The sequence below is a fragment of the Acinetobacter haemolyticus genome (assembly GCF_003323815.1).
Lineage (GTDB): Bacteria > Pseudomonadota > Gammaproteobacteria > Pseudomonadales > Moraxellaceae > Acinetobacter > Acinetobacter haemolyticus.
The window spans coordinates 2584276-2608994 of record NZ_CP030880.1; the positions used below are offsets into that span (position 1 = coordinate 2584276).

Below are 24719 nucleotides of genomic sequence, written 5' to 3' on the forward strand. Positions count from 1 at the left end.
TATATTTAAAACAGGACGCACCAATTATATTGATGCGCACGAATATCCAAGCAGACAACTTAAATACCCGCAAAGCCCCCACTTTGGTAAAGAGCGATGTTGAATCGAGCAGCGGTACGCATGAATACTCTCCTGATTAGGGACTGTTTTATCCGCTTAGAAACGGTAGTGAGAGAAGGCTTTGTTGGCTTCAGCCATACGATGCACGTCTTCACGTTTTTTGATTGCTGCACCTTTACCTTCAGCTGCATCAAGCAACTCACCAGCAAGACGTAAAGCCATCGTTTTTTCAGAACGCTTAGCAGCAGCATCTACTAACCAACGCATAGCTAAGGCAGTACGACGGGATGGGCGTACTTCCATAGGTACTTGGTAAGTAGCACCACCAACACGGCGTGCTTTTACTTCAACCATAGGACGAACTTTTTCAAGAGTAGTCTCGAAAAATTCAACTGGGTCTACTTTATTTTTTTCTTGAACACGTTCTAAAGCACCGTAAACGATACCTTCAGCAACAGATTTTTTACCATCTTGCATTACGTGGTTCATGAATTTAGCGATTGTTTGGCTGCTAAATTTTGGATCTGGAAGGATCTCACGAGCAGCGACTACGCGACGTCTTGGCATTTTAATACACCTAATATTATGACACTTCAGGATAATCCAGCAGTTTGTACAAGTGTCATGCACATGACGCTGGCCTTACTATACGTCGCTTGAATTACAAATCTATGAAGAATTCAAACAAGCGAAACGCTAAAGGGTTGCTTGGGCAAGTTGCCTAGAATTACTTCTTAGGACGTTTCGCACCGTATTTAGAACGTGACTGGTTACGATCTTTCACGCCAGCACAGTCTAAAGAACCACGAACGGTATGGTAACGTACACCTGGTAAGTCTTTAACACGACCACCACGGATAAGAACAACACTGTGCTCTTGTAAGTTATGACCTTCACCACCGATGTAGCTAGATACTTCAAAACCAGAAGTTAAGCGAACACGGCAAACCTTACGCATTGCTGAGTTAGGTTTTTTAGGAGTAGTCGTATATACACGTGTACATACACCACGACGTTGTGGACAAGCCTTCAACGCAGGAACTTTTGATTTTTCAATCAAAGTTGTACGACCCTTACGGATCAACTGATTTGTTGTTGCCATTTGGCAATTCTCCCGTTATTAAACAACCTCGAAAAAAAGAAAAAACACCTCTTTTCAAGGGCACATAATTGTAAGCCAAGATGCAACAATGGTCAACAATGCAATAAGCTGCATGTTGACCATTGTTTGTCTAAAACGTTGCTTCGATGTAAACAGCAAGTAAAGACCGAATCAGCTGTGTTTGGTTGAAGCTGGCTCTATGTCTATAGTTTGTTGCTCAGTTGTTGATTCCTGCGTTTCAGCCACAAATTCTTCTACTTCCTCAGACTTCAAAGCAGGCTGTTGTTCAGTGTGCTCATGCTCTTCAACATATTGCTCAGCAAGTTGCTGTAAACCATCACTAACTTTGTCGTCATTTTGTTCAGGCAATACATCGTGTTTCAACTGCACAGCGACGTGGGTAATCACATCATTCTTCAAATCATCTGTTTTTAATCCCGTATTATCGGCTTGATTTAAATATTTAGATGGTTCCTTGCGAAGTAGAGCTTCAGCTTTGAAATAAGCCTCCAATGCCGAAATTTGTTCATTTGGATGTTCATTTAAATAAAAACGCGCTGCTCCAAAAATTGATTGTGACTTATGTCCAACATCTTCTAGTAGCTTCCAGCTATAAAAACCACCCAATGCCGCACCAGCAATTGGCGTTAGTTTCCCTACCATCGAAACCTGAGGAATACGATTTAGCCATCCCCATTTAAATTGACCTTGATCATCAACCAACCATTGCTTCACCAATTCAATATCGTTGTTTGATCCTAGAAGCTGTTGGAATTGCTGCAAATCATGGGTTTCTAACATTGATTTCAAAGCTTTCAAAGCAAGTAAAAGTGTTTGCTTTTCTGCAACCAACCCTAAATCAATTTCTTTAAAAACAAATGCCACAACATCCTGATCAACCTCATCTGTTAAATCGAAACCGTGTGAACGACCTGTTTGATAAATAGTTCTCAATGCCAAAACAAAAGATGCAGGAATATCTATTGCAGCGCCCCAAACACCTGTTGCACCAGTCACCGCACCTTGAGCAGCAGCCAACAGCTTATTTTGTTCGATCAGTGCTTGGCTTAAACGCTGCGAACGCCCTGTATCTTTGGTAAGTTCCATAATATCTGTTACGCCAGCCTCATCTAAGATTTTCTCAGTCAATGAACTATTGGAACTAAACTCATTTAACCACTGAAATAAATAGTCTGAAACTTTTTCACCTAAATCTGGTGACACAAAAGAAGCCACATTATTCACCTTTGCGTAGTGGCGACCTAACAACTGATGTGAAAATTTAGGCAATTGTTGACGCAACATCTGCTGAGGACTTTCATACTTTTCTACTTCAAATGGACTTTTTATACGTGCGCTCCCCTCAATGATATTGGCTGCATGAGCATGCTCACCACCAGATGTCGTTGGGGCAACTTGAAGTTTTTGTAATTCCGAACTGAGCTTTTTAGCCACTCCAAAGGCTTGTGCAAATAAACCTGAAGCTGGTTTGTTTTTAGATTTTGTCATCAAGTACCTCTGTTGTATATTGTGTGCATCTCTAGGTAAATACTAGGTTGAATACAGATTTATCTCAACTTTTATCTGTATACTTTCATTACCTTTTGTCGACAGATAGTGGATCTTTACCAAAATTTACACAACTGAAAATAGGCATAAAAATTGCCATAAGAAATAAAAAACCTTTCTGTTATCATGATGTCATTCACACATAAGCCGTTTTAATCATTATCTTCTCCTCGTTATTTTGCATAGCGATGATATACAAGGCTTAGTATTACCATAAAAGGGAACTGTAAATGAAACGTGTTGTAATCACTGGTATGGGCATTAACTCATGCATCGGTAACTCTTTAGAAGAGGTGACTCATTCTTTAAAAAATGGAATCTCTGGGACACGTTTTAACCCAACTTATGCCGAACTTAATTTCAAAAGCCATGTCAGCGCTGCTGCCGAGCAAGATTTTGATGGTATCGACCGTAAACTTAAACGCTTCATGGGCGTATGTGCGATGTATGCCTACAATGCAGCGATTGCCGCGGTAGAACATGCAGGTTTAAAACAAGAAGATTTAGCCAACAATCCACGTTATGGTATCGCAGGCGGTAGTGGTGGTAACTCAACAGCTTCTGTTGCAGAGATGGTAAAACTTCTTGAAGAAAAAGGCGCACGTAAAATTGGACCTTTCTTCGTCCCACGCAACATGAGTAATACCATTACCGCGAATGTTGGTGTCGCTTTAAAACTACAAGGTATTGCTCATTCGATTACCAGTGCTTGTGCAACTTCTGCAGATGCTATTGGTTATGCTTATAATTTAATCCAACTAGGCAAACAAGATTTAATGCTTGCAGGTGGTGGTGAAGAAGATCACTGGTCACAAAGCCTATTGTTTGATGCGATGGGTGCATTATGTTCTAAATACAATGACACACCTGAAACTGCATCACGCCCATACTCAAAAGACCGTGACGGTTTCGTCATCGCTGGTGGTGGCGGTTTCGTTATCCTTGAGTCGCTTGAACACGCTCAAGCTCGTGGTGCAAACATCCTAGCAGAAGTTGTTGCCTATGCAGCAAATAGTGATGGTGCTGATATGGTTGCACCATCAGGTGAAGGTGCAACTCGCTGTATCCTTATGGCGCTGGATGAAGCCAAACAAAATGGTGTAGAAAAAGTTGATTACGTCAACACACATGGCACATCTACGCCAGCAGGCGACATTACTGAACTAAAAGCAATGGAGCGTGCATTTGGTGAAGGTCAAGTTCCTGCATTTAGCTCAACCAAATCAATGACAGGTCACAGCTTAGGCGCAGCAGGCGTTCAAGAAGCCATTTACTCTGTATTAATGATGCAAAATGATTTTATTGCACCAAACATTAATGTGACCGAGTTAGATGAAGGCGCACAAGGTTTCGATATTGTACTTGAAAAACGTGATGCGAAACTGAATACTGTAATGAGTAACAGTTTTGGTTTTGGCGGTGTTAACGCCTGCCTTATTTTCAAGAAGTGGGATACCTAAATCCCACGTGAAATACACACGTAGGATTATCGATGGATGCACCTTCTGATGCTTTCTTGTGGGTAAAAGCATTACATATTATCGCTGTGGTATGTTGGTTCGCAGCATTGTTCTACTTACCACGCCTTTATGTTTATCATGCGATGAGTGAAGATGCGATTAGTCACCAACGCTTTGAAGTAATGGAACGTAAGTTGTATCGTGGCATTATGTGGCCATCTATGATTGCCACATTAGTGACTGCCCACTTTCTCGTTGAATGGGGCGATGCAACTCGACATTACCATGAAGCAATATGGTTTTATCTTAAAGTCGGATTGGTTGGATTGTTGGTGATTTACCATTTAGTGTGTGGTTATTATCGCAAAAAGTTGATTGGTAACGCACACTACAAATCGCACAAGTTTTGGCGCTTTTTCAATGAAATGCCAACGCTGCTTTTATTTGCGATCATCATTTTAGTTGTTGTAAAGCCTCAGTTTTAACTGGGGTTTTTCTTTAGACGCTATATTAAAAAACTAGATAATTTATTAAACACCACTCACCTTAGATTCTCAAAATGTTCAAACTTTGGTATCGATTGACTCAAGAATTAAAAGCGAGATTCATTTCTAGTTTGATTGTTTTTTTTAGGATAAATGAATTTGCTTATCGCGGACTCACTCTAGCTGAGATTGAGATGGCTCGACCCGTCTTTGGTGACCTTATTGATTATTCAAAAATTAGAATTTTTAATATCCCCTACTTACCTTGGCAACCCACCAATATTTTTATTGCGCCAAACGGAAATTTATATGTCCATCAAAAGTATTTCCATTCAGACTATTCAAGATGTTCAATTACTTTACAAAGCATCTTTATTCATGAACTTACCCATATTCTTCAATATCAACAACAAACCAATGTCATTTTAAAAGGCGCTCTATTACAACTGGGTTATTATTTAAGTCTAAAACTATATAACCCCTATAAATATCATTTTGTTGAGGGTAAAGCATTTACTCAATACAACATTGAACAACAGGGAGACATCGCTCGTGATATTTTCCTCAAAAAAGTCCCTAATATTATTCTTAAAAAATAAAAAGCCCTGTTATTTTATCCACAGGGCTTTTTAAGTGAGTAAATCAGAATCTACTTTACGCAGCAGAACCTTTTTGGCTTTCAGATTTGAGTTCATGACTATCATCCATTTCAGTCGTAAAATCTACACGCATTGCATCTTTAACAATTGTACCAACACGTCCTATACCAATTGCTAAACCAAACGCAACCACAGGAAATAAAATCATAGGAACCATCATTATTGTTACCTCGCTCATATAATTTATAGGTGACAGTTAAAATCGTATTACTTCGATTCATCTTGATGTTGCAATATGATTGTGCCTACACGACCAACAACGATCGCTAAAGCAGATGCAACAACTGGAAATAATATAATTGACATGTTCATCTCCTAAATATGATCAAACTCAGTTTTTTGAAATAGAACTGTACCTACACGACCAACAACTATTGCCAAAATAGATGCAATCACAAGAAAAAATAAAACAGACATATTTGTTACCTCTCTTTATGTTGGATGACATTCGATAAGCTTGCTTAACAGTGTACACCCGTTCACATTAATTAGGATAATAGCAGTGCACAAATGTACACTCAAGTGTCGCAATTGGATTCCCGACGAACGGTATAAAAAACAAGCACAACTCAATAACGTATTGAAGAAATTAAATTAATAATTTTATATAGTTAGATTAGCATCAGATAGTTTGTGTTTTTTTTAAACAAATCTTATTTTGTATGACCAAATTCAATACAATACTGGTCATTGGATTGTCATTAAATTTTGAAAAAATATAATGAAAAAGCGCTTAAGCAACAGAATTTATTCACAAACATGCTTCAACCCAACATAAATATTGAGAAATGCTAAATTCCACCAACAAATCTAGATGTTTTATACAGAAAAACTTGTTATTTTTACGCAGAAAAATGCGCATTTAGTATATATTAGTGAACTTGTCATTTTTCTTTAAGATACAGAACGTTTGACACCATGATATGCATTTGTTTTTTAAAACTATACTTATACAAATCAAAAGCTTGCATATCATCATTAGTTAAGACTTAGGATTAGGTTTGAATGAAAAATTTTAAAATTGCCCTTGCTCAATTCTCTCCGCATATTGGCAATATTGACGCAAATACTCAAAAGATGGTTGAACAGGCTAATTTAGCGAAACAACAACAAGCTGATTTGATCGTCTTTCCAGAACTATCAACGCTAGGCTACCCAGCTGAAGATCTTATACTTCGCCCGAACTTACAAAAACGCACACAAAAGGCGTTTGCTCAGTTAAGCGAAGTAAAAGATATCGTTATGGTCTTTGGTTTTGTTCACCAAACAGAAGATGGTCATCGCTATAACTCAGCTGCAGTGATGAAAGATGGTCAGGTTTTAGGCATCTATAACAAACATAATTTACCCAATTATGGTGTGTTTGATGAAAAGCGCTACTTCCAAGAAGGTCATCAGCATTTAGTGTTTGAGTATCTCGGTCATAAATTTGGTGTCCTTATATGTGAAGATGTTTGGTCATTGAATACAGTAAAACAACTGAGCCAACTAAATGTTGAAACAGTCTTGATCTTAAATGCTTCGCCTTACGAAGTTGGTAAGCCTCAACACCGTATTCAGACTTTGAGTGAGCTCGCAAAACAACTAAACCTGAATATTGTGTATGTGAATCAGGTCGGTGGCCAAGACGATCTTATTTTTGATGGCTCTAGCTTCGTCAATAATCATAATGGTGAACTCGCATTGCAAGCGCCAAGCTTTAAAGAAGCTGTTTACTTTACAGAGTATGACGTGGCGCAAAAGCAATTTAAAAAAGCTGATGCGATTCCTGCATTAGATACTTTTGCTGAAATTTATCAAGCTCTCGTTATGTCCACCCGTGATTACGTACAGCGCTCTGGCTTTCCTGGTGTGATCTTAGGTCTGTCTGGCGGTATTGATTCAGCTTTAACACTTGCCATTGCTGTTGATGCAATTGGTGCTGATAAAGTACAAGCGGTGATGATGCCTTATACCTACACCTCTCAAATGAGTGTAGAAGATGCAACCGAACAAGCACGTCATATGGGGGTAACTTTTGGAATTGCCGAAATTCATCCAATCGTAAATAGCTTCATGCAAACACTATTTCCATTTTTTGGAAACTCACCTGCTGATGCAACAGAAGAAAACTTACAAGCACGTGCACGTGGCACCTTACTCATGGGTTTATCCAATAAATTTGGTAATCTCGTGCTATCTACAGGTAATAAATCTGAAATCTCAGTTGGCTATTGTACATTATACGGCGATATGGTCGGCGGTTTCTCTGTGCTCAAAGATGTATATAAAACTATCGTATTCGAATTAGCAAAATACCGTAATAGTCTAAGCGAAACGCCTGTTATCCCTGAGCGTGTGATTACTCGTCCACCATCAGCAGAATTACGTCCTGACCAAAAAGACCAAGATTCTTTGCCTGCTTACGATGTACTTGATGCAATCTTATATGCTTATATAGAAGAAGATTTAAGCCAAGCAGACATTATCGCAAAAGGCTACGAAGCTGAAGTGGTCGAAAAAGTGATTCGCTTGGTTGATCGAAATGAATATAAACGTCGTCAAGGCGCGATTGGTCCACGTATTAGTTCCCGTGCATTCAATCGTGAACGACGCTACCCAATCGTCAATGGATGGACTGCGAATGACTGAAAAAGTTGTTTCTGAAAAGTCACAACTACTTGCTCAAGCACTTTTGCTTGAGCAAGTGGCTTTTTATAAAAACCAACTCACTACACAACTTTCTGCTGATTTCTTCCAGCAATTCATCCAACTCATTTTACAGCACGCACCGAATATTAAACTCAAAGAAGTCATAGAACTTGAGCAAATTCAGGCTGTAGTTAAACGTTATGCATTTGAAATGCAGCTTGGGGCAGGACTACTAGAGTTTATTGGTGAGATCGCACAAAAGCTTCATGTCTTTTCTTTACAATCTTCTGCTCAATTACAAGATGTTTTCTCAGATCATCAATTCGAAATCTGGTTATCCAAGATTTTAGAACTTGAAAATATTCGTCATTATCTCAATCATTTCTTAAAAGAAAGCCCTTCTATTCAGCAGTTATGCCAATACATTGCAACAACAACTTTGCAGAACAAATTACCCAAACTATTTTCACAAATAGATGAAGAGCGAATTGCTGAAAGTAAATATGAATGGCAACATAAACTCAAAACCTTTTCGTATCGTCAACAACAACGTATTGAGCATAAAATTGAAGAAAGTATTGCACGCCTTATTCAAGAACAACTGGCTGATTTAAGCCTACTTTCTAATGATGATTTAGAAAGTCTCGCTCGTAATATTTGGGATGACAATAAAGCAAAACCTTTATCAGAATATACCAAACAAGTAACACCGCTTGACGTCGAAGAATTCTTTGTCATGATTTATGAATATTGGAAAGAATTACGTCAATCTGCTTTTTTACAAGATTTAATTTTATATGGTGTCAAAGTATTCTACGACTTTTATAAAGATGAGAGCTTAGAAGAAGTTTTTGCAGCAATTGGCTTAGAAGAAACAGATTTATTAAATGAGGCAATGCGTTTTTACCCTAAAGTCGTAATTGCCTTAGATGAACACGATGTTCTTGAGCCACTCATTACTTTAATCTTGCAGCCTTTTTATCAAAGCACTCAAACTTTGATCACGATCGAGAAACACCTTTAATATTATTGCTAGTCAAAGTAGCCCATATAATGACTAGCAAACTTCTCGTCATATGAACAAATACATAATAAAAAAAACCACGCAGGAGCGTGGTTTATAAAATGGTGGCTATGACGGGACTTGAACCTGTGACCCCCGCATTATGAGTGCGGTGCTCTAACCAACTGAGCTACATAGCCGTAAACTGTGAGCGCATTATCTAGTGTTATGCTATGCAGGTCAAGCCTATGACATTGAAAAAACAAAACATATGCGCACTTTTTATGCATACGAATATCGATTGATTATTTTTCAGCAAATAGAACATTTCATAAGTGCTTTTCAATATTCTAGTTTTACAAAGACCATTAGAAACTGAGCGCAATCGCTAAAAATAGCAGATAAAAAGAGACCACGCAGGAGCGTGGTCTATAAAATGGTGGCTATGACGAGACTTGAACTTGTGACCCCCGCATTATGAGTGCGGTGCTCTAACCAACTGAGCTACATAGCCTAAAACTGTGCGCGCATTATCTTAACTTTCACTAGACTCGTCAAGCATAATTTTAAAAAATCTTAGAAGTGGGCCTGTAAGCCGGGTTCTGTCGAGGACGATCATTCCTCTAGGCGTACAATCACTCATACGCTCAAGCGACCTACCCGAATCCAGCACGGGCCGTGCCTCAGGATTCCTATTTGGTCTTGCTTCTGGTGGGGTTTACCTTGCCGTGAACTGTTACCAGACACGCGGTGCGCTCTTACCGCACCCTTTCACCCTTACCTCACGAATGAGGCGGTCTACTCTCTGCTGCACTTGCCGTCGGTTTACACCGCCCAGGCGTTACCTGGCACCCTGCCCTATGAAGCCCGGACTTTCCTCCCCTGCTTCAGTCACGGAGACCTCCACAGCAGCGACCGTCCAGCCCACTTCGTGGCGCATATTATCAAAGTTCGACGTTAATTGCTCGATTTTTTTTGCGCTGTTAATTTTTTGTATTTTTCCATAAGCTCATCATGTGATTCCACATGCGTAGGATCCAAAGGAATACAGTCCACTGGGCAAAATAATTGGCACTGTGGCTGATCAAAATGCCCTATACACTCTGTACAAAGTGATGGATTAATCTCATAAATCAACTCACCCATATAAATGGCTTCATTTGGACATACAGGCTCGCAGACATCACAATTGATGCATTCATCTGTAATATATAATGACACGCTACCAGCCCTGTTGATGTTTTCGTGCAAAGGCCTCGACCACAACGGCAGGCACAAACTTAGTCACATCCCCTTTCAAACGTGCAATTTCTCTCACCAAAGTCGATGAAATAAATGAATACTGCTCTGATGGCGTTAAAAAAACTGATTCAAACTGGGGATCAAGCTGGCGATTCATATTGGCTAACTGAAATTCATATTCAAAATCAGAAATCGCTCTTAGACCACGGAGAACCGCTGTCGCACGTTGCTCACGAAAGAAATTCACCAACAAGCCATCAAAACCAACAAATTCAACATTGTCTAAATGGCTTAATGATATTTTTGCTAGCTCAACGCGTTCTTCTAAACTAAACACAGGATTTTTATGATGCCCAATCGCGATTGCCACTACAACTTCATCAAACATTTTTGATGCTCTTGCAACCAAATCTACATGTCCATTGGTAATTGGATCGAAGGTCCCCGGATAAATCACACGTGTTTTAGACATGCGTTGTACTCTAGTTAATGAGATAAGGTGCATATTTTAACAAAAGTTCAGCCTAAACGCTAAATTCCTAAATGATGGAAAAAGATTACGTTTTACGGCACAATATATGCAATTGTGGAAGTTTGAATTATGGCGCAAGCAACAGTTGTAAAAAAACATAATGGTGGCACGATTGCTCAAAACAAAAGAGCGCGCCACGATTACTTTATTGAAGAAAAATTTGAAGCAGGCATGTCCTTACAAGGCTGGGAAGTAAAATCACTTCGAGCTGGTCGTATGAGCTTGACTGAAAGTTATGTCATTTTTAAAAATGGCGAGGCTTTTTTATTTGGCTCACAAATTCAGCCTTTATTATCTGCTTCAACACATGTAGTACCTGAAGCAACACGTACACGTAAATTGCTCTTATCTCGCCGCGAGTTAGAAAAGCTTTTAGGTGCAGTGAATCAAAAAGGGTATTCTTGTGTACCTTTAGCATGTTATTGGAAAGGACCTTTAGTAAAGCTTGAAATTGCTTTAGTAAAAGGTAAGCAATTGCATGACAAGCGCGCAACAGAAAAAGACCGTGACTGGCAACGTGATAAAGCACGGATGTTGCATAAATAGTAAAAACCTCCTATTGGAGGTTTTTTTTATTGCACTATTAAACAGTAAAATGTTTCAGCTTCAATTCGGCTAAGTATTTTCCAAACTTTCTTGCAGTTTCCAGATCCCCTTCAGGTGGAGTTACTTCAACACTCGCATTATCTGATTGCGTCATTAAACCCAAGAAACTCGACATACGATTAATATCTAAAGGGCTACGTCCAGTCGGCATAAAAGGTAAACCAGCCCATAACATGCCATGTTGCATGGCAAATAAGTTAATTTGCTGCAACACTGCAAGTTTATCGCCACTTAGACCACCACCATTGGTAAAGCCAGCTGCTAGTTTACCCTGCCATGTTCGTGCTAACCATCGTTTCGAAGAATCTTCCATAAACTGTTTTAAAGCTGACGTCAGACTACCCATATAGGTTGGACAACCCATCACAATTACGTCCGCTTGATCTAAAAACTCCCACTGAACAGCGGCCACAGATAACACATGAACTTCTGCGCCAGCTTGTTCAGCGCCTTGAGCGATGTATTGTGCAACTTTAGCAGTATGACCATAGGGGCTATGATAAACCACACAAACTTTAACTTTGGGAGTAGCAGAATCAAGAACAAACATGGAAACTTTTAAAACCAATGAATTGAGTCAAGTTTAACATTTTTCGCACAAGCAAGGCGAATCACAATTGAAAACAATGCAATTTATTGCATAAATACAAAAGTTGCCATTCGTCCTGTTTTACTATTACGGCGATATGAAAAGAACTCATCCGCCTGTTGATAAGAGCACTGTCCCCCGCCGAAAACGGTTTCAACACCTAAGCGATTTAAAATAAATCGAGCAATCGCATAGAGGTCTGCCTGATATTTATCCTCGACTTGCCCCACCATAAATGCAGACTCTAATTCAGGATATTTATCACAAAAAGCAGCTTTTACTTCAGCTCCAATCTCGAAACAAGGTTGACTGATAGCCGCTCCTAACCATGCCCATGTTGGCGAAGATTGCATTTGAGTAACCGTATTTTCAACAATACCATTCGCCAAACCACGCCAACCCGCATGTAAATTGGCAACTTCTGTCCCCTCAGCATTGCCTAAAACTATAGGTAGACAGTCGGCAGTCATCATCATAAGTGCATGACCTTTGCGTTGCGTGACGAGACCATCACCTTCAAGTGCGATAAATGAAATTTGTTCATTTACAGTATGACAAATCGTACTATGGGTTTGAGTCAACCATGTCAGCTTATTGACACCAAATTCTGAAAATTGATTTAACAAAAACATACGGTGTTGTTGCACACGCTGTGCATCATCATTGACATGTAAAGCCAAATTAAATCCAGCTAAATTTATATTGGATGTTGCAATCGCTTGGTCATTTCCAATACGCGTTTGGCCAACAAAAATACCTTTGGGCAAACCCTGTACAAATTCCATAAAATCCCTCCCCTTGCAAAATATATTGCTCACCTTTTGAAAGGGAGGCAAAGCCCCCTCTGATTAAAAGGGAGCTTTACTTAATAGGCTTCATTTTCACTACGAAGAACTTCAACCAACTGAGTAAAATCTTCTGGCCAAGGTGCTTCAAACATCATGTCCTCACCTGTACGTGGATGGACTAAGCCCAATTTTGCAGCATGTAACGCTTGACGCTTAAAGCCACGAAGCATATCAGTTAACGTAGCTGAAGCCCCTGCTGGAAAGCGCACACGATTGACATACACAGGATCTCCCACTAACCCATGTCCTAAATAGCTAAAGTGCACACGGATTTGATGGGTACGCCCTGTTTCCAATTGCGCTTGAACACGAGTGAAATCACGGAAACGCTCTTTCACATTGTAGTGTGTTACCGCATCACGACCACCAGGCAGGATTGCCATTTTGACGCGGTCTACAGGGTGCCTTTTGATCGGTTCATCAATGGTGCCACCTGCAATAATATTTCCATACACCACAAGGTCATAGACACGGTAAACTGTCTTTTTGGCTAATTGTTTACTCAATGAAAACTGGGCTTCTAAATTTTTAGCAACGACCAATAGTCCACTGGTATCTTTATCAATACGATGAACCAAACCAGCACGTGCTAGCTCAGCAAGTTTTGGTACATGATAAAGTAAAGCATTCACCAAAGTCCCTGTCGGATTACCAGCACCTGGATGAACCACCATTCCCACGTCTTTGTTGATCACAATAATATCGTCATCTTCATAGACAATATTTAAGGGAATGTTTTCAGGCTGACTGGATGTTTGTGCCTCGAGTTCAACTTCAAGCGTTAATAATTCATTACCTTCACAACGGTATTTGGGTTTTACAATATTGCCATTTACTAATAGATGCCCATCTTTCATCCATTGCTTAAGTTTTTCACGAGAAAACTCATTCCACACCAGCGCAGCGACTTGATCAATGCGTTGACCTAAATAGTTTTCATCGAGTTGAACTTGCAACGATAAACGTGTTGCAGTTGAGTCAGAATTATGATTATCTGCATCGACAGAATCTTCGAGTAAGAAATCTGTTTCAGAGAAGTTTGAATTGGAAGATTGTGCTGAAGTCATTTGATGATCGGTACAAAAATGGTTTAATAGTACCATTGTAGCTTATTGCCCAGAATAACAGAGGAGTTTTTATGTCGCTACCACGTTATAAAATTACAGTGCTCGCACTTTCTTTAGGTGTAGCATCTGCATTTGTGGGCTGTAGCAGCAATCCGAGTAAGAAAGAAGTGGTTGATAAAGGACCACAATCAAGTGAACAAGTTTATTTTGAAAAAGCACTCAAATCTCTTGAACGCAATCAATATACTGACGCAGTGAAATCATTAGAAGCGTTAGATACTTACTTCCCAACTGGACAATATACCCAGCAAGCACAACTTGAACTTCTCTACGCAAAATTTAAACAGAAAGATTATGAAGGCACGATTGCACTTGCGGATCGATTCATTCGTTTAAATCCACAGCATCCTAATGTAGACTATGCCTACTATGTTCGTGGTGTTGCGAATATGGAAATGAACTACGATAGCTTAATTCGTTATACTTCATTGAAACAGGCGCATCGTGACGTAAGCTATATTAAAGTTGCTTATCAAAATTTCGTTGATTTGATTCGTCGCTTCCCTAGCAGCCAATATTCTGTTGATGCTGCGCAACGCATGAAATATATCGGTCAAGAACTTGCTGAAAGTGAAATGAATGCTGCGCGCTTCAATATTCAACGTAAAGCATGGTTAGCAGCGGCTGAACGTGCTCGTTGGGTTCTTGAGTATTATCCTCAAACCCCACAAACACCTGAAGCATTAGCAACTTTAGCTTATAGCTATCAACAACTTGGGGATAAGGCAACATCCCAACAATATATTGAGATTCTTAAGCTCAATTATCCAAATCTAGTCAAATCAAATGGTGAAGTTAATCTTCGTGCTGCACGTAAAGAAGGCAGCTGGGTTAACCGTGCAACCTTAGGTTTATTGGGGCGTGAATCTCAACACATTGAAGTTGAAAATAACGAGACTCAAATCGAACCACCTCGTCGTAGCTTAACCAACCGTTTAAGTTTCGGATTATTTGATAAACCAGAAACTGAACAAAGCAGCGAAGAAGATGCAGCAAATTAATTTCTAAGTGTTCGGGTGTGTAGTTTTAGTCTATAACGTAACGCATGGTTAAAATGTCAACGCCACCTGATCTCATTATGCGAACAGGCAAGTTAATCCTTGCCTGTTTTTCATTTTATGCAACAATGATAAAGAACATTTTTGCATTCTTCCAAATGCTCTACCCAGTTTTAAATGGTAACCTCTCATGGCAATTCCACAGCATACAATTGATCAAATCCTAGATCGAACCGACATCGTCGATTTGATTGGTCAACGTGTGAAATTGAAAAAAACTGGACGAACATATTCTGGCTGTTGCCCTTTTCACCAAGAAAAAACACCATCCTTCCATGTCTATCGTGATAAACAGTATTATCACTGCTTTGGCTGCCAAGCCAATGGAAATGCGATTCGTTTCTTAATGGACATTGACAGTCGTAACTTTATCGACGTGATGAAGGATCTGTCTAATCAGACTGGAATAGAATTACCCAAAGATAATCACGACAACAAAAAACTCTCTTATAAACGTAGCCCTCAGACGCCACCTTCTCCGCCTGAAAAGATATCTCCCTCATCAACAACAGATCACGCTATTCATGAACCCATGGATGAGCATTTTGTTGATATGGATCGGTTTATGGACGATCCCTTTGCACAATTCGATCCAGGCTTCGGCATGGATGAACAAGTGCAAGAAGGCAACCTGTATGACCTCTTGGAAAATGTGGCACAATTCTATGAGCGTCAACTTCCCCATAGCCAAAAAGCGCAAAATTATTTCAAACACCGTGGCTTATCGGCTCAAACCATTCAATTCTGGCGTTTAGGTTATGCACCAGAGGATTGGCAACACTTAGAAAAAGCCTTTCCTCAGGATATAGAAGGCTTAAAACAAATTGGATTGATTCGCTCTAGTGACAGTGGTCGAGATTTTGATTTATTACGGGATCGTGTAATTTTTCCGATTCGTGACCATAAAGGTCGTGTGGTCGGTTTTGGTGGACGTGCGTTGAATGATGACATTAAGCCTAAATACATTAACTCCCCTGATTCAGAAGTCTTCCATAAAAACCAACTGCTTTATGGTTTATATGAGGGGCGTAAACTCAAAGCCAATGATTGGTTGATGGTTGAAGGCTATATGGACGTAATTGCCCTACAGCAATACGGCATCAATGGCGCTGTCGCAACGCTTGGAACAGCAAGTAATGCAGACCATTTGAATACCTTGTTTAAACAAAACTCTCGTATTACCATCGCTTTTGATGGTGATGCGGCGGGACAAAAAGCAGCTCGACGAACTTTAGAAATTGCACTGCCCTTACTTAATGATGGGCGTGAGTTAAAATTCTTTGTACTCCCCAATGAACACGACCCGGACTCGCTGATTCGTCGAGAGGGTTTGGAAAATTTCCAAAAATTGCTACAACAAGCGCCATTATTATCTGATTTTGTATTTGCTCATTTAACGGGGCAACATGATATTAGCACCCCTGAAGGTAAAAGCTTAGTCATGGGTGAACTCCGTGAATTGACCGAGCTACTCCCTAAGCAAGGCTCATTTCGTTATTTGCTCACTCAATCGTTCCGCGAAAAACTGGGTCTAGGCAAACGCTTTACCCCACAAATTAGCCATGATGCATCTTTATCTTTTAATATCCATACTAAAGATGAAGATTTTGCAATAGCAATCTTGATGCACCACCCATTTCTTTATATCCACTTTGAAGAGCTGCGTGCAGTCATCGATCAAAATGAGCTATTGGCGAAGATCTTAGCTGTATTAAATATTGTATTTGACGATCTACCCGATGATCAGGAATTGGCAACTTATTATGTACTCGGTGCATGTAGTCATTATAGCCATGAGCTTGCAGATATTATGCAGCGTACCAACATTGAGTCTTTGACTGAAGCACCAGAAGTGGCCGACAAATTAGCGAGAGACTTCTCTTTAAATTTACAAGAAAAATATTTAAGGCTCAAACTTAAATCACCTATCTCTCTGATAGAATCACGCAATTTACGCCAACAATTAAATGAGTTAACGAAGCAAATTAGTTTGAAGTTGTTGTCTTAGCGTTAGACTTAATTCTTAGGTTTTCGTTCATGCTCAAACACATCTTGTAGATGCTGCTGTAGCCATTCAAAATAATCAGGATTTTCTGCTTTAGCAGCTTCTCTTAATAAAATCGAAGTCGGGTGCATAAGTTTTTGGGTTAAACGATGCGCAAACTCTTGTAATACTTGCTGAGCTGCATGTCCATGCTGTAAAGCGTCCAAAGCATGGGTTAATTCTTTTTGACTAATCTCTTCGCTATGTTGACGATAAGCCTGAATCGTACCACTCGCCTCTTTCACTTTTTGCTGGGTCATCAATTGGGTCGCCAATTGATTGACCATAAATTCAGCCTCAACAGCTGCTTGACGACGTTGCGCTAAGTTTTCATCAATCACGCTCTGTAAATCATCAACACCATACAAATAAACATTATCCAAAGATTCTACTTTGGGATCAATATCACGAGGAACTGCCAAATCTACCATTAACATTTGTTGATAGCGACGACTCTTTAGCGCACTTTTAACATGTTTATATTCAATCACTTGATGCAAACTGCCTGTACAACTCGAAATCACATCTGCCCTGTGCAAATTTTGCGCCAGCTCTACAAAAGGAATGATTTCGACTTCAACTTGATGCGCGATTTCTTGTGCCAGCTGATCTGCTCGTTCACGGCTACGATTACAAATGATGATCCTTGCAACCCCCATTTCAGCCAAATGTTTAGCAACAAGGCTATTCATCTCTCCAGCAGCAACCACCATAACCGTCAGCTTTTCTGGATGACTAAACACTTGTGTTGCTAACTGCGCCACTGCATAGCCCATAGATACGGCATGACTACCCACTGAAGTTTCAGAACGGACTCGTTTTGCTGCATAAAATGCGTATTCAAAAATCCCATTCAATTCAGGAGAAACTGTCTCTGCATCTTTAGATAAAGCCAAAGCGCTTTTGACCTGCCCTAAAATTTGCGGCTCTCCTAACATCAGTGAGTCTAAACCACTTGCAACACGCATTAAATGCGTAACGGCTTGAGCATTCTCGTAACGATAAACATGATGAATCAACTGTTTAACATCAATATTATTCACTTGGGCGAGCCAATTTAGGATGCTATCTGCATCCTCCGTCATGGCATAAACTTCTGTACGATTGCATGTCGAGACCACCACCATATCCTTCAATGCAGGATGTTGGTTTTGTTCAAGCAACAACGCTTCCAATCGCTCTGCATTGAAAGCGATTTGCTCACGGAGTTCGACAGAAGCTGTTTGATGGTTGACACCCAATGCAAAGAAAGACATATCAGATCATCATTTCGCTAAATTTATGTTATTGTGCAACATCGGTGTCATAAAAAGCATTACTTTGGATCAATAAAAATTGCGTCAGCTATATCGCCGTATCCAGTTTAGCGGCAAGACGATTAGACGGTATTCTACCACAATCTTATTGTTAGGTAGTATGAGCGCGTACGTCTCTGCACAGGCAATACACGACATGTATGCCGATCAGAGCTTTGAATATGCCCTCAAACAGAGCATGGTTGCTGAGTTTTCGCTCGCCTATGATGATATTCCAACAGCACTACATAACTACACTGTACTTGCGATTCGCAGCAATTCAACCACGATCAAACAGCGTGCGCTAGATATCGCACTTGAATATGATGATTTGCAAGCAGCTTTAGACATTGCAACGCATTGGGTTGAACAAGAACCTAAAGACGTTCCCGCTTTATTTTACTTGTCACACATCGCTTTAAAAACCCATGAATACGAACTCGCGGCAAAAACCCTTGATAAAATTTTAAATATTGACCCTACGGCTGATTTAGAACAAATACTTGCAGGGATTGCACCAGAGCAAGCAGAAGATCGTGAAATTCTGCTTAATGCATTACGCGCAAGTAAAGAAAAAAATAATCCCTCTATTCTGGCACTGATTGCAGGTCTGGAAGCTCAAGATGGCTTGTACGAACAAGCACTGAAAAATATCAACCGTGCCCTACGTAAACGTTCTAAATCAACAAGTTTTATTTTAATGAAAGCCAATTTGTTAATGGCTTTAAAAGACCAAGACGCCACACAAAAGTGGTTAGCACGCGCTAGCCGTAAAAATAAAAATAATTTGGATGTTCGTTTAGCAGAAGCACGTTATTACATTCAAATCAATCAACAGCAGCAAGCCTTTGATAAGCTTCAAGCAATAATTAAAGACCATCCTCATGCTGAAGAAGCTTTATTTATTGCAGGTTTAACCAGTATCGATTTAAAGCAATACGAACTTGCTGAGCAATATTTGGTTGAGTTACGCACGTCTGAAAAGTATCAAAACGAAGCCTATTACTATCTCGCCATCAACGCGCAGCGTAAACAGCATTATGAAACAGCCAAAGCTTATTATCGCTTGGTCGATGGCAACTTATATATCGTCTCCAGACGCAATATGATTGCGATTTTTGAACAGCAGCAGCAACTCAATGACGCTTTAAGATTTTTGACCCAAGAGCGCGTTAACTATCCGCAACATGCCAGTTTCTTATATCAAGCACAGGCTGATATCTTAAAGAAAATGGATAATAAAGAAGCGGCATTAGCGCTACTTGATGAGGCGATTAAAAATATTCCTGATGACCCGGAACTCATTTACGCAGAGGTTTTACTACTCGATCCTTATACCGATCGTGATAAATTGGATAAAGCCCTTAAACAACTTTTGCGCATAGAACCCAATAGCCCTACTTACCTAAATGCTTATGCTTATACTTTGGCACTGCAAAATCGTCGTCTCAAAGAAGCACGAAAATATGCCGAACTCGCACTAGAGTACGCCCCTGAACAAGCTTCTATTTTAGATACACTGGGCTATATTGCATTTCTACAAAATGATTTTGATACAGCAGTTAATGTACTCGAACAAGCATACTCACTCAGTCAAAACATCAATATCGGTGTTCGATATGCCAAAGCACTCTATATGCAAGGTTCACTCACCGAATTTAGCGATGTGTTACAGCAACTGAAACAAAAACATGCGAATGCCCCACAATTACAACAACTTGATAGCTTAATCTTACCTGTCACTGTAAAAAAGAGTTAAATCCATGCGTTTTTTTCCAAAATTATGCGTCGCATTATGTAGCAGTAGTGTGTTGCTATTAACAGGTTGTCAACACCTGAGCCAACCCAAAAAAACGATCATTTCTCCACAAGTTCAAGATGAAAATAATTTTAGCTTACAGGGGAAAATAGGGGTTCGCACACCACAACAATCAGGTAGCGCATTCTTCACATGGATACAACAACAAGATCAATTTGATATTGAACTGACAGGAATTCTAGGTGTCGGCAAGACCCAAATTCAAGGAAAATCTGGTGAAGTCACGTTGAATAGTTCTAAAACAGGCTTAATCACAGCAAGTTCACCTGAAGAACTTTTGGAAAAAGCAACGGGTTGGCAAGCACCAATTATGCACCTCACGCATTGGATACAAGCCAAACCCGCTACCCTACATGCTCAAATGACACGAGATGAAAGCAATCGCCTAAAACAACTCATCGAAGATGGTTGGACTGTAGATTTTAGCTACAATGATGGTCAAACATTGCCAAACAAGCTACTACTCAAACAAGCGCTTGAGGAAAATAAAGAAAACCGTATTACAATGGTGATTCAAAATCGATAACCTAGATGTTTATATGATTAAAGTTCCGTCTCCTGCCAAGCTGAATTTGTTTCTGCACATCACAGGTCGCCGTAAAAATGGCTACCATGAACTACAAACTATTTTCCAACTGATTGATTTATATGATTGGATGAGTTTTGAACCCTGTGTAAGTGAAACAATTCAAATTGAAGGCTTGGCAGACGTACAACTTGAGCAAAACTTAATCTATCGTGCAGCACAACTATTACGCCCACATGCCAAAAAACCTTGTGGCTTGAAGATTCATATCGAAAAAAATATTCCAATGGGTGCCGGTTTAGGCGGAGGATCTTCCAATGCTGCGACAACACTCATCGTACTGAATCAACTATGGCAATGTGACTTAAATGAGCAGCAACTTGCCGACTATGGAGTGCAACTTGGTGCTGATGTACCGATCTTTGTTTTTGGACGTAATGCATGGGCTGAAGGTATCGGTGAACATTTATCATTCATAGACTTAGCTCAAAAAAAATTCATAATCCTAAAACCTGACTGTTTTATCAGCACTCAATTGTTATTTTCACAAAAAACATTGACAAGAGACTCTAAGATCACTAAATTTTGCGCCTATCAGTTAGAACCTTCCAGTTTTGGAAATAACTTTGAACCTTTGGCTCGATCGTTATATCCCGAAGTTGAAGAAGCAATGCAATATTTAGATCAGTTTGGTCTAGCAAAGCTTACAGGTACAGGTGCTTGTGTTTTTACTGAAGTAACTGATGAAATGAATATCGAGTTAATCTTGAAAAATGCACCTTGTAAATCTTACTTGGTAAGCAGTTTGACAGAATCACCGTTAAGACATTTCAAAGTTGCACGTTAGGGGCGTCGCCAAGTGGTAAGGCAGCGGGTTTTGATCTCGCCATCCGTTGGTTCGAATCCAGCCGCCCCTGCCAATTTTCACCTGTAAATGATGTATGTAATAGGGGCGTCGCCAAGTGGTAAGGCAGCGGGTTTTGATCTCGCCATCCGTTGGTTCGAATCCAGCCGCCCCTGCCATTACAGATCATCAAATTTAGGGGCGTCGCCAAGTGGTAAGGCAGCGGGTTTTGATCTCGCCATCCGTTGGTTCGAATCCAGCCGCCCCTGCCATATCTTTAGACAGACTTGTTTTATATCGATGTTTGATCAAATATATTGACAATATCAAGTAAAACGATTAAAGTTCTGCCGCATTAGGGGCGTCGCCAAGTGGTAAGGCAGCGGGTTTTGATCTCGCCATCCGTTGGTTCGAATCCAGCCGCCCCTGCCATATAATAGATTGCTTTTTAAACTACCCGTTGGAAAATTTTTTAATTTTTCTTTAGCGCTTGGGTGAAGTATTCTTCATATAGCCCTCTTTGGAAAATCATCGATTTTTCTCTTGCGCTCGGGTGAAGCGTTGCTTCACGTAATCCTCGCTCAGGTGCTTCATGCCCAATCTTGTCGTTTTTAGTGGAAGTGCTCATCCACAATTTGCTCAAAAAGTCGTAAGTCATTTACATATCCCTTTAGGTGCTGCTTCAGTTAGCAAGTTCTCTGATGGCGAAATTTCAGTTGAAATCACTGAAAATGTACGTGGTAAAGACGTTTTTATCGTTCAATCTACTTGTGCGCCAACCAATGATAACCTGATGGAAATCTTGGTCATGGCTGATGCTTTGCGTCGTGCAAGTGCGGGTCGTATTACGGCGGTTATTCCTTACTTCGGATATGCACGCCAAGATCGTCGTCCACGTTCTGCTCGTGTACCAATCACAGCTAAAGTTGTAGCTGACATGCTAACAACTGTTGGGATTGACCGTGTGGTAATGATTGACTTACACGCAGACCAAATTCAAGGTTTCTTTGATATCCCTGTTGATAACATCTACGGTACACCAGCATTACTTGCTGACTTACGTCAACAACAACATGATAACTTGATGGTGGTTTCACCTGACGTTGGTGGTGTTGTTCGTGCGCGTGCTGTTGCCAAACAATTAGGTGATATCGATTTAGCGATTATTGATAAGCGTCGCCAAAAAGCAAATGAGTCACAAGTGATGCATTTGATCGGTGATGTTAAAGATCGTGACTGCGTCATCGTTGATGATATGGTAGATACCGCAGGAACGCTTTGCAAAGCTGCTGATGCACTTAAACAATTTGGTGCACGCCGCGTTATTGCTTATGCAACTCATCCTGTTTTATCAGGTAAAGCGATTGAAAACCTACAAAATTCTGTCATTGATGAATTGGTTGTCACTGATACCATTCCTCTTTCAGATGAAGCAATGAACTTAGGTAAAATTCGCCAAGTTTCTGTTGCTAGCATGGTTGCTGAAACAATTCGTCGTATTAATAACGAAGAATCTATTAGCGCAATGTTCGATAGTTATCTATAATAGCCCAGCTTTTTTCAAGCCCTGCCCTTTGGCAGGGTTTTCTATCACTAAACTGGTCGCAAGTTTAGTTCATTAAACTCCAATGAGGATATGCCCATGGCAAACTTCGTATTAAATGCTCAAGCACGTGAAGCTGCACAACAAGGGAAAGGTTCGAGCCGCCGCCTTCGTCACGCAGCTCAAATCCCAGCAATCATCTATGGTGGTAGCGCTGAGCCTGTAGCAATTACTTTAGAACTTCGTGAAATCGTTAAAGCTTTAGAAAACAATGCATTTTTTGAAGAAGTTATCGAAATCAAAATCGGTGACAAAGTTGAAAACGTTAAAATCCAAGCGTTACAACGTCACCCAGCTAAAAACACACCTATGCACGCTGACTTCAAACGCGCATAAGTGTTAAAGGCGTAAATTAGTGTCAAATATTTCGCTAATTGTTGGTTTGGGCAATCCTGGAAAGGAATATGCCCAGACACGTCACAATGCAGGTTTTTGGTTCGTCGAACAACTTGCAGATCGTTATGGTATTTCCTTAAAAGCAGATCCAAAGTTTCACGGATTCAGCGGTCGTGGTCAGATTGAAGGTCATGACGTACGCTTATTATTACCAACAACGTTTATGAACCGTTCTGGTCAAAGTGTTGCCCCTTTCGCTAAATTTTATCAAATTTCTCCTGAATCAATTCTCGTTGCTCATGATGAACTCGATATGGATCCTGGCGTTATTCGTTTGAAATCAGGCGGTGGACACGGCGGACACAATGGTCTACGTGATATCGTTCCTCATATTGGTGCTAATTTTCATCGTTTACGAATTGGAATTGGACACCCTGGCTCCAAAGAGCGTGTTTCAGGCCATGTGCTGAATAAAGCACCTAGCAGCGAACAACACTTAATGGATGCAGCTATTGATCATGCACTTTCCAAGGTGAAACTACTTGTTGATGGACAAGTTTCACTCGCCATGAATCAAATTAATGCTTACAAACCCGCTTAACCTTGAACTGAATTGTTGAACAATCACGCTTGCCATATTGCTCATTTAGGCGCAAAATGCGCATCAAACCGCCTATAGCCTGCGGAAAACGTGACAAGTCAACCATAAGATATTCATCTTAGGTCTTACTCAGGAGACGCTAGCCATGCTATCTCGTTTATTAAAATGTAAAATTCACCGTGCAGTTGTGACACATGCTGAACTTCATTATGAAGGTTCTTGCGCAATTGATGGTGTGTTGATGGATTTAGCAGGGATTCGTGAATACGAAGAGATTCACGTATGGAACGTAACTAACGGCAAACGCTTTACTACGTATGCGATTCGTGGTGAAGATGACTCAGGTATCATTTCAGTCAACGGTGGCGCAGCGCATCAAGCGGATGTAGGCGACTTAGTCATTATTGCAACTTTTGGTGACTTTACTGAAGTTGAAGCAAATGCACATAAACCACGTTTAGTTTATGCAAACCCAGACAATACAGTAAATCACACAGCAAACTGTATTCCTGTCCAAATCGCATAAGCTTTAAAGATTCCCAAAGAGCCAGTCAAAAATGAACTGGCTTTTTTATTGGATTTTATTCAATCACCCGACCAACATACAAAAACACCTACAAATGCCCTGCTAATTTACTCAACCAGACTTGCAATACGCGATCAGTATTTATTAAATAAAT

General features: G+C 40.2%; 25 protein-coding genes, 6 tRNA genes and 1 other RNA gene. 19 read left to right on the top strand and 13 right to left on the bottom strand.

The window, feature by feature from the left end:
* Nucleotides 1-156 precede the first annotated feature (156 nt).
* The 3 genes from rpsG to DS737_RS11815 all read right to left on the bottom strand — a co-directional run bounded on the left by rpsG (nucleotide 157) and on the right by DS737_RS11815 (nucleotide 2671).
* Nucleotides 157-627, bottom strand: coding sequence for a 30S ribosomal protein S7 (gene rpsG / locus DS737_RS11805; protein ID WP_004638185.1), 471 nt, complete (start codon nucleotides 625-627; stop codon nucleotides 157-159).
* 160 nt (nucleotides 628-787) lie between these two features.
* Nucleotides 788-1162: a 30S ribosomal protein S12 gene (gene rpsL / locus DS737_RS11810; RefSeq protein WP_004638184.1), complete on the bottom strand. Its 375-nt coding sequence runs from the start codon at nucleotides 1160-1162 to the stop codon at nucleotides 788-790.
* Nucleotides 1163-1333: 171 nt separating this feature from the next.
* On the bottom strand, nucleotides 1334-2671 hold the full coding sequence (locus DS737_RS11815; protein WP_113997606.1) for an EcsC family protein: 1338 nt from the start codon (nucleotides 2669-2671) through the stop codon (nucleotides 1334-1336).
* 290 nt (nucleotides 2672-2961) lie between these two features.
* Here DS737_RS11815 and DS737_RS11820 point away from each other — a divergent pair, with 290 nt between their 5' ends.
* The 3 genes from DS737_RS11820 (at nucleotide 2962) to DS737_RS11830 (ending at nucleotide 5275) form a co-directional block, all read left to right on the top strand.
* Nucleotides 2962-4191 (top strand): beta-ketoacyl synthase N-terminal-like domain-containing protein, encoded by a 1230-nt coding sequence (locus DS737_RS11820; RefSeq protein ID WP_113997607.1) that lies wholly within the window; start codon nucleotides 2962-2964, stop codon nucleotides 4189-4191.
* Nucleotides 4192-4223: 32 nt separating this feature from the next.
* Nucleotides 4224-4676, top strand: a complete 453-nt coding sequence (locus DS737_RS11825; RefSeq protein ID WP_113997608.1) for a CopD family protein — start codon at nucleotides 4224-4226, stop codon at nucleotides 4674-4676.
* 74 nt (nucleotides 4677-4750) lie between these two features.
* On the top strand, nucleotides 4751-5275 hold the full coding sequence (locus DS737_RS11830; RefSeq protein WP_113997609.1) for a hypothetical protein: 525 nt from the start codon (nucleotides 4751-4753) through the stop codon (nucleotides 5273-5275).
* Between the two features lie 55 nt (nucleotides 5276-5330).
* Here DS737_RS11830 and DS737_RS16010 read toward each other — a convergent pair whose 3' ends face one another.
* On the bottom strand, nucleotides 5331-5495 hold the full coding sequence (locus DS737_RS16010) for a hypothetical protein (protein WP_005081532.1): 165 nt from the start codon (nucleotides 5493-5495) through the stop codon (nucleotides 5331-5333).
* A gap of 845 nt (nucleotides 5496-6340) precedes the next feature.
* Between DS737_RS16010 and DS737_RS11835 the strand changes: the two genes are divergently transcribed.
* Both DS737_RS11835 and DS737_RS11840 read left to right on the top strand, forming a co-directional pair.
* Nucleotides 6341-7966 (top strand): NAD+ synthase, encoded by a 1626-nt coding sequence (locus DS737_RS11835; RefSeq protein WP_113997610.1) that lies wholly within the window; start codon nucleotides 6341-6343, stop codon nucleotides 7964-7966.
* Entirely contained in the window at nucleotides 7959-8990 is a 1032-nt protein-coding gene (locus DS737_RS11840; RefSeq protein ID WP_004638176.1) for a hypothetical protein, read from the top strand. Before DS737_RS11835 ends, DS737_RS11840 begins: the two co-directional genes overlap by 8 nt.
* A 102-nt stretch (nucleotides 8991-9092) precedes the next feature.
* Here the strand turns inward: DS737_RS11840 and DS737_RS11845 are convergent.
* The 5 genes from DS737_RS11845 to coaD form a co-directional block, all read right to left on the bottom strand.
* Nucleotides 9093-9169, bottom strand: a tRNA-Met gene (locus DS737_RS11845).
* A gap of 237 nt (nucleotides 9170-9406) precedes the next feature.
* Nucleotides 9407-9483, bottom strand: a tRNA-Met gene (locus DS737_RS11850).
* Between the two features lie 61 nt (nucleotides 9484-9544).
* Nucleotides 9545-9900: RNase P RNA component class A (rnpB, locus tag DS737_RS11855), an RNA gene on the bottom strand.
* A 26-nt stretch (nucleotides 9901-9926) separates the two neighbouring features.
* Nucleotides 9927-10190, bottom strand: a complete 264-nt coding sequence (locus DS737_RS11860) for a YfhL family 4Fe-4S dicluster ferredoxin (RefSeq protein WP_005081519.1) — start codon at nucleotides 10188-10190, stop codon at nucleotides 9927-9929.
* Between the two features lies 1 nt (nucleotide 10191).
* Complete coding sequence (gene coaD, locus DS737_RS11865) at nucleotides 10192-10683, bottom strand: pantetheine-phosphate adenylyltransferase (protein ID WP_004638166.1); 492 nt, start codon at nucleotides 10681-10683, stop codon at nucleotides 10192-10194.
* A gap of 129 nt (nucleotides 10684-10812) precedes the next feature.
* Here coaD and smpB point away from each other — a divergent pair, with 129 nt between their 5' ends.
* Complete coding sequence (gene smpB, locus DS737_RS11870; protein ID WP_004638165.1) at nucleotides 10813-11289, top strand: SsrA-binding protein SmpB; 477 nt, start codon at nucleotides 10813-10815, stop codon at nucleotides 11287-11289.
* Nucleotides 11290-11326: 37 nt separating this feature from the next.
* On the opposite strand, the gene DS737_RS11875 is transcribed toward smpB, so the two are convergent.
* The 3 genes from DS737_RS11875 to rluD form a co-directional block, all read right to left on the bottom strand.
* Complete coding sequence (locus DS737_RS11875) at nucleotides 11327-11899, bottom strand: flavodoxin family protein (RefSeq protein WP_113997611.1); 573 nt, start codon at nucleotides 11897-11899, stop codon at nucleotides 11327-11329.
* 83 nt (nucleotides 11900-11982) lie between these two features.
* Complete coding sequence (gene pgeF, locus DS737_RS11880) at nucleotides 11983-12723, bottom strand: peptidoglycan editing factor PgeF (protein WP_113997612.1); 741 nt, start codon at nucleotides 12721-12723, stop codon at nucleotides 11983-11985.
* Between the two features lie 80 nt (nucleotides 12724-12803).
* Nucleotides 12804-13853, bottom strand: coding sequence for a 23S rRNA pseudouridine(1911/1915/1917) synthase RluD (rluD, locus tag DS737_RS11885; protein ID WP_113997613.1), 1050 nt, complete (start codon nucleotides 13851-13853; stop codon nucleotides 12804-12806).
* Nucleotides 13854-13924: 71 nt separating this feature from the next.
* Between rluD and DS737_RS11890 the strand changes: the two genes are divergently transcribed.
* The gene (locus DS737_RS11890; RefSeq protein ID WP_004638161.1) at nucleotides 13925-14914 is read left to right on the top strand and encodes an outer membrane protein assembly factor BamD; all 990 of its coding nucleotides are present in this window, start codon (nucleotides 13925-13927) and stop codon (nucleotides 14912-14914) included.
* 187 nt (nucleotides 14915-15101) lie between these two features.
* Nucleotides 15102-16979, top strand: coding sequence for a DNA primase (locus tag DS737_RS11895; RefSeq protein ID WP_113997614.1), 1878 nt, complete (start codon nucleotides 15102-15104; stop codon nucleotides 16977-16979).
* A gap of 8 nt (nucleotides 16980-16987) precedes the next feature.
* Here DS737_RS11895 and hemA read toward each other — a convergent pair whose 3' ends face one another.
* Nucleotides 16988-18271: a glutamyl-tRNA reductase gene (gene hemA / locus DS737_RS11900; RefSeq protein WP_113997615.1), complete on the bottom strand. Its 1284-nt coding sequence runs from the start codon at nucleotides 18269-18271 to the stop codon at nucleotides 16988-16990.
* A 79-nt stretch (nucleotides 18272-18350) separates the two neighbouring features.
* Here hemA and DS737_RS11905 point away from each other — a divergent pair, with 79 nt between their 5' ends.
* The 11 genes from DS737_RS11905 to panD all read left to right on the top strand — a co-directional run bounded on the left by DS737_RS11905 (nucleotide 18351) and on the right by panD (nucleotide 24565).
* Nucleotides 18351-20069: a tetratricopeptide repeat protein gene (locus tag DS737_RS11905; RefSeq protein WP_113997616.1), complete on the top strand. Its 1719-nt coding sequence runs from the start codon at nucleotides 18351-18353 to the stop codon at nucleotides 20067-20069.
* 4 nt (nucleotides 20070-20073) lie between these two features.
* Nucleotides 20074-20655: a lipoprotein insertase outer membrane protein LolB gene (gene lolB / locus DS737_RS11910; RefSeq protein WP_005081509.1), complete on the top strand. Its 582-nt coding sequence runs from the start codon at nucleotides 20074-20076 to the stop codon at nucleotides 20653-20655.
* Nucleotides 20656-20668: 13 nt separating this feature from the next.
* A complete protein-coding gene (gene ispE / locus DS737_RS11915; RefSeq protein ID WP_113997617.1) occupies nucleotides 20669-21502 on the top strand; it encodes a 4-(cytidine 5'-diphospho)-2-C-methyl-D-erythritol kinase in 834 nt (277 codons plus the stop codon).
* Nucleotides 21501-21575 (top strand) — tRNA-Gln (locus DS737_RS11920). The genes ispE and DS737_RS11920 overlap by 2 nt, the downstream gene beginning before the upstream one ends.
* A 28-nt stretch (nucleotides 21576-21603) precedes the next feature.
* Nucleotides 21604-21678: transfer RNA gene (locus DS737_RS11925), tRNA-Gln, on the top strand.
* 18 nt (nucleotides 21679-21696) lie between these two features.
* Nucleotides 21697-21771, top strand: a tRNA-Gln gene (locus DS737_RS11930).
* An 85-nt stretch (nucleotides 21772-21856) separates the two neighbouring features.
* Nucleotides 21857-21931: transfer RNA gene (locus DS737_RS11935), tRNA-Gln, on the top strand.
* 160 nt (nucleotides 21932-22091) lie between these two features.
* Nucleotides 22092-23045, top strand: coding sequence for a ribose-phosphate pyrophosphokinase (locus DS737_RS11940; RefSeq protein WP_004638154.1), 954 nt, complete (start codon nucleotides 22092-22094; stop codon nucleotides 23043-23045).
* Between the two features lie 96 nt (nucleotides 23046-23141).
* Nucleotides 23142-23438 (top strand): 50S ribosomal protein L25, encoded by a 297-nt coding sequence (gene rplY, locus DS737_RS11945; RefSeq protein WP_005081504.1) that lies wholly within the window; start codon nucleotides 23142-23144, stop codon nucleotides 23436-23438.
* A 19-nt stretch (nucleotides 23439-23457) separates the two neighbouring features.
* Entirely contained in the window at nucleotides 23458-24039 is a 582-nt protein-coding gene (pth, locus tag DS737_RS11950; protein ID WP_004638152.1) for an aminoacyl-tRNA hydrolase, read from the top strand.
* A gap of 145 nt (nucleotides 24040-24184) precedes the next feature.
* Nucleotides 24185-24565 (top strand): aspartate 1-decarboxylase, encoded by a 381-nt coding sequence (gene panD, locus DS737_RS11955; RefSeq protein ID WP_004638150.1) that lies wholly within the window; start codon nucleotides 24185-24187, stop codon nucleotides 24563-24565.
* The last annotated feature ends 154 nt before the right edge of the window (nucleotides 24566-24719 follow it).